Origin of the sequence: Actinosynnema sp. NPDC023658 (assembly GCF_040639995.1) — a bacterium.
Taxonomy (GTDB): Bacteria; Actinomycetota; Actinomycetes; order Mycobacteriales; family Pseudonocardiaceae; genus Actinosynnema.
The window spans coordinates 17,313-29,604 of sequence record NZ_JBFAAX010000037.1; the positions used below are offsets into that span (position 1 = coordinate 17,313).

Annotated in this window: 11 protein-coding genes; 5 read left to right on the forward strand and 6 right to left on the reverse strand. The window is 73.7% G+C overall.

Annotation, left to right across the window (positions count from 1 at the left end; translation table 11 throughout):
- The first annotated feature begins 11 nt into the window (after positions 1–11).
- Positions 12–1,436, forward strand: a complete 1,425-nt coding sequence (locus tag AB0G02_RS07770) for an amidase (RefSeq protein WP_360790937.1) — start codon at positions 12–14, stop codon at positions 1,434–1,436.
- Here AB0G02_RS07770 and AB0G02_RS07775 read toward each other — a convergent pair.
- From AB0G02_RS07775 to AB0G02_RS07795, 5 genes are read right to left on the reverse strand one after another with little or no spacing between them, the layout of a single operon-like run.
- Positions 1,384–2,451, reverse strand: coding sequence for a hypothetical protein (locus AB0G02_RS07775; protein ID WP_360790940.1), 1,068 nt, complete (start codon positions 2,449–2,451; stop codon positions 1,384–1,386). The genes AB0G02_RS07770 and AB0G02_RS07775 overlap by 53 nt on opposite strands.
- A 43-nt stretch (positions 2,452–2,494) precedes the next feature.
- The gene (purU, locus tag AB0G02_RS07780) at positions 2,495–3,373 is read right to left on the reverse strand and encodes a formyltetrahydrofolate deformylase (protein WP_360790942.1); all 879 of its coding nucleotides are present in this window, start codon (positions 3,371–3,373) and stop codon (positions 2,495–2,497) included.
- Positions 3,374–3,384: 11 nt separating this feature from the next.
- A complete protein-coding gene (locus AB0G02_RS07785) occupies positions 3,385–4,119 on the reverse strand; it encodes a maleylpyruvate isomerase family mycothiol-dependent enzyme (protein ID WP_360790944.1) in 735 nt (244 codons plus the stop codon).
- 10 nt (positions 4,120–4,129) lie between these two features.
- Positions 4,130–4,933, reverse strand: coding sequence for a class I SAM-dependent methyltransferase (locus tag AB0G02_RS07790; protein ID WP_360790947.1), 804 nt, complete (start codon positions 4,931–4,933; stop codon positions 4,130–4,132).
- A complete protein-coding gene (locus tag AB0G02_RS07795) occupies positions 4,912–5,406 on the reverse strand; it encodes a DUF2505 domain-containing protein (RefSeq protein WP_360790950.1) in 495 nt (164 codons plus the stop codon). Before AB0G02_RS07795 ends, AB0G02_RS07790 begins: the two co-directional genes overlap by 22 nt.
- Here AB0G02_RS07795 and AB0G02_RS07800 point away from each other — a divergent pair.
- From AB0G02_RS07800 to AB0G02_RS07810, 3 genes are all read left to right on the forward strand, one after another.
- The gene (locus AB0G02_RS07800) at positions 5,405–6,514 is read left to right on the forward strand and encodes a UDP-N-acetylmuramate dehydrogenase (protein ID WP_360790953.1); all 1,110 of its coding nucleotides are present in this window, start codon (positions 5,405–5,407) and stop codon (positions 6,512–6,514) included. The two genes, AB0G02_RS07795 and AB0G02_RS07800, sit on opposite strands and share 2 nt — an antisense overlap.
- 147 nt (positions 6,515–6,661) lie before the next feature.
- Positions 6,662–9,121: a hypothetical protein gene (locus AB0G02_RS07805; protein ID WP_360790956.1), complete on the forward strand. Its 2,460-nt coding sequence runs from the start codon at positions 6,662–6,664 to the stop codon at positions 9,119–9,121.
- A 64-nt stretch (positions 9,122–9,185) separates the two neighbouring features.
- Positions 9,186–10,181: a hypothetical protein gene (locus AB0G02_RS07810; protein ID WP_360790959.1), complete on the forward strand. Its 996-nt coding sequence runs from the start codon at positions 9,186–9,188 to the stop codon at positions 10,179–10,181.
- Here AB0G02_RS07810 and AB0G02_RS07815 read toward each other — a convergent pair.
- Positions 10,135–10,866 carry an SDR family NAD(P)-dependent oxidoreductase gene (locus tag AB0G02_RS07815; protein ID WP_360790962.1) on the reverse strand — a complete coding sequence of 244 codons (732 nt, stop codon included), beginning with the start codon at positions 10,864–10,866 and terminating at the stop codon, positions 10,135–10,137. The two genes, AB0G02_RS07810 and AB0G02_RS07815, sit on opposite strands and share 47 nt — an antisense overlap.
- Before the next feature lie 79 nt (positions 10,867–10,945).
- Between AB0G02_RS07815 and AB0G02_RS07820 the strand changes: the two genes are divergently transcribed.
- Positions 10,946–12,091, forward strand: coding sequence for an Ig-like domain-containing protein (locus AB0G02_RS07820; RefSeq protein ID WP_360790965.1), 1,146 nt, complete (start codon positions 10,946–10,948; stop codon positions 12,089–12,091).
- The last annotated feature ends 201 nt before the right edge of the window (positions 12,092–12,292 follow it).

The following is a 12,292-nucleotide window of genomic DNA, read 5'->3' on the forward strand; positions in this document are numbered from 1 at the left end:
GATAGTATCCGATGCAGTTGCATCGGAACGGGGGCGTCATGTGGGAGTGGACGGCGGCGGAGCAGGCCGCCGCGGTGCGGTCGGGCCGGGTGACGGCGGTCGAGCTGGTGGAGAGCCACCTGGAGCGCATCGCCGCGGTGAACCCCGTGGTCAACGCGATCACGCAGCCGTTGGCCGAGCGGGCGCTGGCGGAGGCCGCGCGGGCCGACCGGGACGGCGCGCGCGGACCGCTGGCCGGCGTGCCGTTCACGGTGAAGGAGAGCATCGCGATCGGCGGCGTGCCGACCACGCACGGCGCGGTGCGGTTCGAGGACTTCGTGGCGCCGCGGGACGCACCACCGGTGGCACGGCTGCGCGCGGCCGGCGCCATCCCGATCGGGCACTCGAACATGCCGACCCTCACCTTGGCGGGCATGCACACCCGCAGCGAGCTGTTCGGCGACACGGTCAACCCGTGGGACCCGGCCGTCACGCCCGGCGGGAGCAGCGGCGGTGACGGCGTGGCGGTGGCCACCGGGATGGCCGCGTTGGGGCTGGGCAACGACTCCGGCGGCTCGGTGCGCATCCCGGCGTCGTTCTGCGGTGTCGCCGGGCTGAAGCCGACCTCCGGGCGGTTCCCCGCCGACCACCGGATCGGTCCGGACGACCCGCCGCTCGGCGCGCAGCTGTTCGTGGTGGACGGGCCGCTCGCCCGGACGGTCGGTGACCTGCGGTCGGCGTTCGAGGTGCTGGCGGGCACGTCGCCGCGCGACCCGCGGGCGGTGCCCGTGCCGCTGACCGGACCGCCCGTGCCGCGCCGGGTCGCGGTCGTGGCCGACCCCGGTGGCACGGGGGTCGACCCGGTGGTGGGGGCGGCCGTCGAGGACGCCGCCGCCGTGCTGTCCGACGCCGGGTACGAGGTGGTCGAGGCCGACGTGCCCGCGCTGGACCAGGCGTTGTCGGCCTACGGGCACATGCTGATGACGGAGTTCGCGCCGAGCTGGCCGGTGGTGCGCACCCTGCTGGGCGCTGAGGGCGACCGGTACATCGGGATGTCGATGGCGAAGGCCGGACCCGTGGACGTCACCGAGTACCTGCGGCTCACCGGCGTGCTGCTGGGTGTGAGGCGGGCGTGGGCGGAGTTCCTGGACCGGTTCCCGCTGGTGCTCGGGCCGGTGTTCACCGCGCGACCGCCGGAACCGGGGCTGGAGTCGCGTTCCCGCGAGGGGCACGACCTGGTGACCGGCGCGATGCGGCTGTGCACCGCGACGAGCTTCGCCGGCCTGCCCGCGGTGGCCGTGCCGACCGGGGTGGTGGACGGGCTGCCGGTCGGCGTGCAGCTGATCGGGCGGGCCTACCGCGAGGACGTGTGCCTGGACGCGGCGGAGGTGGTGCAGCGGGTGGTCACACCGCGTACCCCCGCAGGAAGCCGACCGCCTCGTCGGTGTCGTCCGTGACGAGGATCCACCGTTCGGCCTCCCGGCCGCGGGCGAGCTTGCGCACCAGCGGCGCGGCCGGCACCTCGTCGACCCAGAAGTCCTTGCCCAGGAACACCATCGGCGCGGCCGGGCCGACCGAGCCGTAGTGGTTCTGGCAGTAGTCCTGGAAGACCTCCTGCACGGTGCCCGCGCTGCCCGGCGTGTAGATGATGCCGCCGGTCGCGACGGTGAGCAGGCCCTCCTCGCGGACCGAGTTGGCGAAGTACTTGGCGTGCAGCTCGCACGCCGGGTTCGGCGGCTCGTGGCCGTAGAACCAGGTCGGGATGCCGAACGTGCGCGGCCGGTCGAAGGTGGGCAGGTCGGTCGGGCACGCGGCGATCCAGCGGCCGATGGACTCCGCGTCGACGCCGAACTCCGGCGCGGCGGCCAGGTCCTTCAACGTCGGCTCGTCCACGCCGATCCGCACGCCCAGCGGCACGGCCTCCATCACGCCCGGACCGCCGCCGGTGAGCACGGCGAACCCGGCCTCCCCGAGCGCCGCGCCCAGCTCCACGGCCCGCCGGTAGCCGTCCGTGTCGCGGTGCAGCGCGTGCCCGCCCATCACCGCGACCGGCCGTTCCGGCAGCACGTCGGCCAGCGCCTCGGTGATCGCGTGGTCGTGCAGGCGCTCGGCCAGGGCGTGCAGCGGGTCCGGGTTGTGGCCCCGCGCGCGGGTGTGCCGGTAGATCACGGCGTCCGGGGTGTCGGCGTAGCTGATCGGGTCGTCGGGGTCGAACCCGGCGAACAGCTCGGCCGGCGTGTACAGCCGCGAGCGGTACACGTCGTAGGGCAGGTCGGGGATGGCGGGGAACACCAGCGCCCCGGCCGCCGCCGCACGCCGCTGGGCGACCGGCGAGAGCGTGCAGCCGAGGAACAGCGCGCCGTCCACCGGCACGCGCAGCTCCTCCTCGCCCAGGTCGAGCCCGACGAGCACGGCGTGCCTCAAGTCGGCCGCCGCGCGGACCTGGTCGAGGTCGGTGAACTCGGTGCGCACCGGCGCAGCCTACGGCCGCCGTCCGGGCGGGAGAGCCCGAACGTCAGAAGATGACGGTCTGGTTGCCGTGCACCAGGACCCGGTCCTCCAGGTGCCACCGCAGGCCCCGCGCGAGCACGACCTTCTCGATGTCACGGCCCTTGCGGACCATGTCGTCGATCGAGTCGGTGTGGTCCACCCGGATCACGTCCTGCTCCACGATCGGGCCCTGGTCGAGGTCCGCGGTCACGTAGTGGCAGGTCGCGCCGACCAGCTTCACGCCCCGGCTGCGCGCCTGGTGGTACGGCCGCGCCCCGACGAACGACGGCAGGAAGCTGTGGTGGATGTTCAGCGCCCGCCCCGCCCAGGCCGCGCACACCTCGGGCGGCACGACCTGCATGAACCGCGCCAGCACCACGGCGTGCGGGTCGTGCGCGTCCACCAGCTGCCGCAGCTGCGCGAACGCCGCCGCCTTGGCCTCCGGGTCGTTCGCCGGGAACGGCACGTGGTGGAACGGGATGCCGTGGGCCCGGGTGATCCCGGCCAGGTCGGAGTGGTTGCCGACGACGGCGGACACGTCGACGTCCAGCTCGTGCGACGCCACCCGGCCCAGCAGGTCGTACAGGCAGTGCCCGGCCTTGGACACCAGGATCACCACCCGCCTGCGCTCGCCGCTGTCGGTGACGCGCCACGAACCGGGGTGCGCGCCCAGCTCGCGGGCCACGTCCGCGAACCGGGCGCGCAGCTCGTCCGCGTCGAACGGCAGCGAGTCGGCCCGGACCTCCTGGCGGGTGAAGAACCAGTTGGTGGCCGGGTCGGTGTGGTAGGCGGCCTCGACGATCCAGCCGCCGTGCTCGGCCAGGAACGAGGAGATCCTGGCCACGATGCCGGTGCGGTCCGGGCAGCCGAAGGTGATCACGTAACGTCGTTCAGGCAGGGGCACGACCGAAGTATCTACGGTCGCGGCAGCCCGTCCAGCAGTGACCTGTCACCTGATGTGATGGCCCCGGTCGGCCGGCCCCACGCCGCCCGGTACAGCGCGTCGGCGGTGCCCGCCACGGTGGCGTCCTCGTCGGTCCCCGAGTCGGTGACCGGACCCACCTCCGGCGGCAGGCCCGGCGTGAGCCGCACCTCCCAGGCCCGGCCCGCGTCCGCCGCGTGGAACAGCACCCGGCCCGCCCGCTCGACCGGCCTGCGCCGGGAGACGTGGGACAGCATCCAGGTCAGGTACTCGTCCACGCCGTCGGCCGCGAACTCCACGTCGAACAGCAGCGACGGCACCTCCGCGCCGTGCAGCGCGTGCTCGGCGTCCAGCCGGTGGATCGCCGTCTCGTGCGCCTGCCGACGTGACCAGAAGGCGAAGGTCTTCGGCCCGACGAACGACCACGCGGGCGTGTTCGACGTGGTGCCGGCCAGGGTGTCGGCCAGCTCGTCGAACCTCTTGTCCCACCACCCGAGCAGCTCGTCCCAGTCGGCGGGGCGGTCGTCCGGGCGCGGCCGGTCGGCGTCCGGGGGCGTGCGCAGGGCGTTCAACGCCCAGGAGTGCGTGCGCCCCACGTGGTCGACCAGGTCCCGCACCGTCCACTCCGGACAGGTCGGCACCGGCGCGTCCGGCCCGGCGGCCACCGCCGCGGCGCGCAGGGCGGTGTAGTGGGTCCTCAGCTGCTGCACGAAGTCGGCGTGGTCCACTCCGCACAGCCTAGGCACTCACCACGTCCCAGGGCAGGGTGAGCTCGCCGAGCCGCCACCGCTTCCGGTCGTCCAGCACCGGCCAGCCGCGTTCCGCGAGCAGCCGCACGGACTCCACCCACCTGGCCCGCGGCCCGTAGGGCGCGAACGGCGCGCACGTCGCCCAGCACGCGTCCAGCTCGCTGAGCAGCGCGTGCACCTTCTCGCCCGGCACGTTGTGGTGGATCAACGCCTTGGGCAGCCGCTCGGCCAGGTCGCCCGGCGTCTCCAGGTCCGCGGGCAGGCACGACAGCGTGAACGTCCGCGGGCCGTCGGCGGTCAGCGCCACCCAGCAGCAGCGGCGGCCGATCTCGTCGCACGTGCCCTCCACCAGCACGCCACCGGGCGCGAGGCGGCCGACCATGGTGTCCCACGCCTCCGCCGCCTGTTCCTCGGTGTACTGGCGCAGCACGTTGAACGCGCGCAGCAGCACGGGACGGGCGCCGGCCAGCTCGAACCCGCCGCGCCGGAAGTCCAGCCTGGGCGGGTCCGCGACCTCCTTGCCCGCCGCGACGCGGTCGGCGTCCAGCTCCAGCCCGAGCACGCGGACGTCCGGGTTGACCGCGCCCAGCCGGGCCGCCAGCTCGACCGTGGTGATCGGGGACGAGCCGTAGCCGAGGTCGACCACCAGCGGCCGGTCCCCGGAGAGCAGGTCGCGGTAGGTGTGCGCGACCCACCGGTCGACCCGGCGCAGGCGGTTCGGGTTGGTGGTGCCCCTCGTGGGCAGGCCCAGCGCGCGGGCCCGGCCCGCGGCTAGGCGCGGCGTGCGAGCCATTCGGCGGTGAACTCGGTTTCCTTGTCCAGCAGCTGCGCGACCTGGTCCGCGATCAGCGCCTCCAGCTTGCCGCCCATGATCGGGATGCCCACCTTGACCTGGCCGGTGAGGGTGAGTTCGCTCCCACTCGCGGTGTCGACGAGCGTGATCGTGCCGTCCAGCCGGCCCGGGACGCCGTTCAGCGTCACCTCGACCGTGCCGGTGCGACCGGCCTCGGTCCACGACTCGGCGCGGTCGATGACGAGGTCGCCGCCGAGCAGGCCGCGGGCCACCGAGGGCAGCTTGTCGGCCGGCACACCCTGCCTGAGCTGGTAGGACGTGGTCTGGTCGGTGGTGGTGAAGGCGACCAGCTCGGGGTTCGTGCCGCCGAGGGCGGCGAGCCGGTCGCGCAGGTACGTCTGGTCCACCAGCGCTGCGTACACGTCCCGCGCGGGCCGGGGGGACGTGGTTCGGTGCTCGATGCGGCGTGCCATGTCGCGGAGGCTACCGTTCTTGCTCGTGACCACCCCGCCCTCCAGTGCCCGTGTGCCGCTGGCCGAGTGCACCACGCTGCGGCTCGGTGGCCCTGCGACGAGGTTCACGCGCGCCACCACAGCCGCCGAACTGGTCGAGACCGTGCGCGCCCTGGACGCGGACGGCGAGCCGTTGCTGCTGATCGGCGGTGGTTCGAACCTCGTGGTGTCCGACGCCGGGTTCGCCGGCACCGCGGTGGCCGTCGGCACGTCCGGCCGCCGGCTCGACCCGCTGGGCGACGGCCTGGTGCAGCTCACCGTCGAGGCGGGCGAGGACTGGGACTCCGTCGTCGCGGAGGCCGTGGCGCAGGGGTTGGGCGGGCTGGAGTGCCTGTCCGGCATCCCCGGCCTGGTCGGTGCGACGCCGGTGCAGAACGTCGGCGCGTACGGCGTCGAGGTCGCGCAGGTGCTGACGTCGGTCGACCTGCTGGACCGGCGGACGGGTCGGGTGCACCAGGTGCCCGCCGAGGGCCTGGGCCTGGCGTACCGCACCAGCGTGCTGAAGGGCACGGACCACGCGGTGGTGCTGCGGGCGCGGTTCGCGTTGACCGCGGGTGGGCAGTCCGCGCCGATCCGGTACGCCGAGCTGGCCCGGGTGCTGGGCGTCGCGCCGGGCGAGCGGGTGCCCGCGGACGCGGCCCGCAAGGCGGTGCTGGAGCTGCGGCGCGGCAAGGGCATGGTGCTGGACGCGGCCGACCACGACACGTGGAGCGCGGGCTCGTTCTTCACCAACCCGCTGCTGGACGACTCGACGTTGGCCGGGGTGCTGATCCGCATCGCGCAACGCCTCGGGCCGCACGTCGACGTGCCGACGTACCCGGCGGGGCCGGGGTTCGCGAAGCTGTCGGCGGCGTGGCTCATCGAGCGGGCCGGGTTCGGCCGCGGGCACCGCGGGCCCGGCGGCCGGGTGGCGCTGTCGAGCAAGCACACGCTGGCGCTGACCAACCGCGGCGGTGCGACCACCGAGGACCTGCTGGACCTGGCGCGCGAGGTGCGCGACGGTGTGCGGGCGGCGTTCGGCGTGGAGCTGCACCCGGAACCGGTGTTGGTGGGCTGCGAACTGGGGTGATCGCGTGACCGGTGTCGTTGCGGTCGGCGGTGTGGCTGCGCTCGGCGGTGTGGTCGGGGGTGCGGTCGCGGGGGTCGGTGCGGTTGCGGTCGGCGGCGCGGTCGGCGGTGTGGCTGCGGTCGGCGGTGTGGCGGCAGGGTGGGTCGGGTGATCCGGAACACCATCGCGGACTCCGTGGTCAACGGGCCGGTCGTGCAGATCGGTTCGGGCAACGTCACGCTCGCGCTGTCGCGCCCGGGTTACGCGCTGCACTGGGTCGGGACCGCGAGCACGTCGTGGCTGCCGCCGCACCAGCGCACGCCCAGCTACCTGCTCGACACCCGCCGCGAGGTCGTGCCCTACCGGTCGCGCCCGGTCGAGGAGCGGCGGCTGGAGGCCTGGCTGGCCGGTGACGCCCCGATGTCCGTGCTGCTGGTCCACGGCGCGGGTGGGAGCGGGAAGACCAGGCTGGCCAACGCCTTCGCCGGGTTCGCGCACGGGCAGGGGTGGGCGGTCGCGCAGGCCACCGAGTCCGCGTCCGGCGGTGCGGTCGCGGCCGACGGAGTCACCCGGGGTGAGGCCGGGGACGGCGGCGAGCCGGTGCTGGTGGTCGTCGACTACGCGGAGCGGTGGGGTGTGGACGCCCTGCTGCGGATGATCGGCGCGTTGCCGGTGGACTTCCCGGGACGTGCGGTGCGGGTGCTGCTGCTGGCCCGGTCCGGTGCGGCGTGGCCCGCGTTGGCCGACCGGTTGGACCGGCTGCCGTCGGAGTTACCCGAGCCGGTCGAGCTGGGCGACCTGGTGGCGCCCGCCGACCGGCACCGGGCCTTCGCGGACGCGGCGGAGGCCTTCGCCCGCGCCCTGGGCCGGTCCGGGGGCGTCGAGGCCGTCCCGGACCTGTCCGCCGAGGAGTACGGGTCCGCGTTGACGCTGCACATGTCCGCCCTCGCGGCCGCGTACGACGGGCACCCCGGGCTGGCCGACCTGTCCGACCACCTGCTCCGGCACGAGGGCCGCTTCTGGCCGGCCGAGAGCCGGGCCGACGCCGCGGACGTCGTGTTCCTGGCGACCCTGTTCGGTCCGCTGGACACCGAGGCCGCCCGCGACCTGCTGGACCGCGCCGGGGTGAGCGCCCTCCTGGACTGGCACGCCGACCTCTACCCGCCCGCCCCGCGGACCGCGCTCGCGCCGCTGCGCCCCGACCGGTTCGGTGAGGACTTCGTCGCCCGGCACCTCCGGGACCGCCCGCGCGCGGTGGAGCTGTTCGACCGCGTGCCGCCGAACCGGCGCTGCCTCGTCGTCCTGACCGCGGCGGCCGAGCGGCACGAGCACGTGCGCGCGGTGCTGTTCGACCTGCTGGACCGGGCACCGCTGCTGGTCGACGAGGCCGACGCGGCACTGCTGGAGCTGGTGGTCGAGCACGCCTCGGGCGAGCTGTGCCGCCGGCTGCTCGACCACCGCCTCGTCCACCGCCTGGACCTCGCGGACGTCACCATGCGGCTCGCGGAACGGGTGGCGGCCGAGCTGCCTGCCGACAGCGGGGAGGCCGACCGGGCGCACGTGCTGTCGGTCCTGTCGCTGCGCATGCACGTGGCAGGTGACGTGGCCAACGCGGTGGAGCCCGCGCGCGAGGCCTACCGGATCTACGAGTCGCTGGGCGAGCGCACCCCGTCCGGGACGACGTGGGAGACGGCCATGGCCGCCACCAACCTCGGCGGGCTGCTGATCGAGGCCGGGCGGTTGGAGGAGGCGGCCGGACCCGCGGAGCGGGCCTACCGGTTGTTCTCCGACCTGAACCGGCAGGACCCGGCGAACCTGCTGCACCTGGTGGCGGCGATCGACAACCTGGCCAAGCTGGCGAGCGAGCGCGGTGACTTCGACGAAGCCGTGGGTCTGGGTCTGCTCGCGGTGCGGGCGCTGGAGGGTTCCGACCGTCCCGGTCACCGCGCGCACCTCGCCTCGGCCCACAACAACCTGGGCCGGGACCTGTTGCAGGGGGGCGCCGTGAAGGCGGCGGTGTCGCACACCCGGGAAGCGGTCGCGCTCGCCAGGCTCGACGTGGCCGAGGACCGCGCGCCCCACGTGGACAAGCTGGCCCTGTACGTGCGCAACCTCGGTTTCGCCCTGCAGTCCGACGGCGACGAGGCAGGCGCGCTGGCGGCCCTGACCGAGGCCGTCGAGCTGAGCCGCGAGCTGGCCCGGATGACCGTCGCGCGCATGCCCGAGGTGGCGTTCAACCTGGCCAGGTTGAGCGTCGTGGTGGCCAAGCGGGACAAGGTCCGGGCGTTGGAGCTGGTCCGTGAGGCGATCGGCATCCAGCGCCCGCCGGCCGCCTTCCGCCCCGACCGGCACCTGCTCGAACTCGCTGACTCGTCGGTGCTCCTCGCGCTGGGGCAGGTCGGTGCGGGGCCGCCGTCGGACGCCCTGCCCGAGGCGCTGGAGCACGCGTTCTTCGGCGTGCGGGCGTACGACCACCTGGCCCGGCTGGGGACGGTCCGGCGGGAGGACTACATGCCGACCGCGGTGGCGGTGCTGGCCGACGTGCTCGACGCGCTGGGCAGGTCGGAGGAGGCCGCCGCCTTCCGCGAGGGCTTCGCGAGCGCAACGGCCGAACGGCCGAACGGGTGACTGCGTGTGACGAATCCTCACGCCGCGCGTTTCATGGTGGTAGAGGCACCCGTTGGAGGTCGTCATGGCCTGTCCCGACGACGATCGCGCGGCCGTCAGGCCGATCAAGAAGCTGGTTGAGGACGATTTCCTGAGCCGGCCCGGCGTGGTGGGTGTCGACCTCGGCGAGAAGACCGTCGGCGGCCGGACCACCGGCGAGCTGGCGATCGTCGTGTTCGTCCGCCACAAGTGGGCCGCCGCCCAGTTCGCCATCCCGCCCGACGTGCTGGGCGTGCCGACCGACGTGGTCGAGGACACGTTCTGGCCGCACCACACCATCGCGTCGTCGCCGGAGGGGGTCGGCGCGGAGCGGCACGAGTCGCTGGTGGGCGGCATCGGGATCGGGCCGAGCCGGGCCGTCCGGCTCGTGCCGCCGGACGTGCCCGAGGTGGACGACTACGTGGTGGCCGGGACGATGGGCGCGCTGGTCACGCCGAGGCAGCGGCACATGGTGATGGGGCTGACGTCGTTCCACGTGGCGTGCGTGGACGACGCCTGGGCGGTGGGAGACCCGATGGTGCACCCGTCCCGCGTCGACGGCGGCCACCCGGTGCAGGACTGCGTGGGCGTGCTGGCGCGCGCCGCGCTGTCCAGCCGGGTCGACGCCGCGGCGATCATGCTCACCACCCCGCGCGCCCGGCCCGAGGTGGTCGGCCTGGGACCGATCACGGGACGGGCCGAGGCGCGGGTCGGCCAACGGGTGCGCAAGCGCGGCCGCACGACCGCCGTCACCGAGGGCGTGGTGGCGTCCACGGACGCGGCGATCACGCTGGACTTCGGCGTGGGCCTGGGCGTGCGGGTGCTGCACGACCAGATCCGGATCGAGACGCCGCGCTTCGCCGACCACGGCGACTCCGGTGCGGTGCTGCTGGACGACGCCAACCGCGTGGTCGGCCTCTACTGCGGCGGCAGCGCCGAGCGGGGGTTCGCCAACCCCGTCGACCCGGTGCTCGACCAGCTCGACGTGGACCTGATCACCCTCGGTGCACCCGAGCCGCGGAGGCCTGCGCACGGGGCTTGAGCACGATCTGGTCGAGGTTCACGTGCGAGGGCCTGGTCACCGCGAAGGCGATCACGTCCGCCACGTCGTCCGCGGTCAGGGGCGTCACGCCCTGGTAGACGGCGGCGGCCCGCTCGGCGTCGCCCTCGAACCGGTTCACCGAGAAGTCGGTCTCGACCATGCCCGGCAGGACCTCGGTGACGCGGACCGGCTGGCCCAGCAGCTCGCCGCGCAGGGTGCGGTGCAGGGCGGACTGGGCGTGCTTGGCCGAGGTGTACCCGGAGCCGTTGTCGTAGGCCTCGTAGGCGGCGACCGAGGTCACGGTGACGACGTGCCCGTCACCGGAGGCGATCAGCTTGGGCAGCAGGCCCTTGGTGACCCGCAGCGTGCCCAGCACGTTCGTCTCCCACATCCACCGCCAGTGCTCCTCGTCGGCGTCCGCGACGGTGGCCAGGCCGCGCGCGCCGCCCGCGTTGTTGACCAGCACCTTCGCTTCGGGAACGGCCTCCAGGAACGCCTCGACCGACGAAGCGGACGTGACGTCCAGCTCGACCGCGGTGCCCTGGATCTCATCCGCGATAACCTTGAGGCGGTCGACCCGCCGGGCGCCGAGCACCACGTGGAAGCCCTCGGCGGCGAGCCTGCGGGCGGTGGCCTCACCGATTCCCGCACTGGCTCCGGTCACGACTGCGATAGGACGGTTCACACCGGCGATCCTAGGTGTGTGACGCGGATCACTCGCACCGAAAGTCGGGTCGGACGTCCTTCGATCGGGAGGTCGTAACGTGCACAGGAGATTGGCGGCTCTGCTGCTCGGCTTGGCCCTGCTGGCCGGCTGCTCGGCGCAGGTGGAGAAGGGCACGGCGAAGCCGGTCGGCGGCGACAACCCGCCGGTGGCCAAGTTCACCACCGCGCCCGCGGACGGCGCCACGGACGCGCCGGTGAACGCGCCGGTGCAGGTCACCGTGGCCGAGGGCACCATCGACGAGGTCGCGGTGACCAACCCCGAGGGCAAGGCCGTCGGGGGCAAGCTGGCCGACGACAAGAAGTCGTGGTCGTCCACCGAGCCGCTCGGCTACGGCAAGAGCTACACCTACGCGGGCCGGGCGACCGGCACCGACGGCAGGCCCGTCGAGCTGAAGGGCGCGTTCACCACCATCAACCCGGCCACCCAGGTCCGCGCCACGCTGTTCCCCGGCGACGGCCAGACGATGGGCGTCGCGGTCCCGATCAAGGTCGAGTTCGACGCGGACGTCACCGACCGGGCGTCGGTCGAGAAGGCGCTGAGCGTCACCAACTCGGCGAACCTGCAGGGCCGCTGGGCGTGGCTGAGCGCCCGCGAGGTGCACTACCGGCCGGAGACGTACTGGCCCGCGAACACCCAGGTCCACGTCGAGGCGAAGCTGTACGGCGTGCCCTACGGCGGCGGCGCGTTCGGCCGCGCGGACGTGACCAGCGACTTCACCATCGGCCGCAACCAGGTCGTGAAGATCGACACGCCGTCGCACCAGCTCGTGGTGCAGCGCGACGGGCAGACCGTGGCGAGCTACCCGGCGTCGTTCGGCAAGGACGCCGACGCGGAGCTCACCACGCCGAACGGCACGTTCGTGGTCATGCAGAAGGACGCGACCTGGAGCTTCGACAACCCGCGCTACGGCTACACCAACGTGGTCAAGAAGTGGGCGGTCCGGTTCTCCAACCACGGCGAGTTCATCCACGAGAACAACGACAACGCGGGCAACATCGGCAAGGTCAACAGCTCCCACGGCTGCGCCAACCTGCTGGAGGCCGACGCCAAGGCGTACTACGACAGCGCGCTCATCGGGGACCCGGTGGAGGTGACGGGCTCGATCACCACCCTGCCCGCGCAGTTCGACTGGTACGACTGGCAGATCCCCTGGGCCCAGTGGCAGACCATGTCCGCCCTGTGACGACGACAACGGCCTGACCTGCCCGACCCAACCCGAACCGACCCGGCTTGCCGAGGTCGCGCGTGTCCTACGTCCGCGTCGTGCGTGTCCTACGTTCGGAGCGTGCGTGTCCTACGTTGGCGTGCGCTGAGTTGAGCGTTCAGGACGGTGGAGCGCGAGAGTCCTACGTTCAGAGCGCGAGAGTCCTACGTTGGTGGCGCG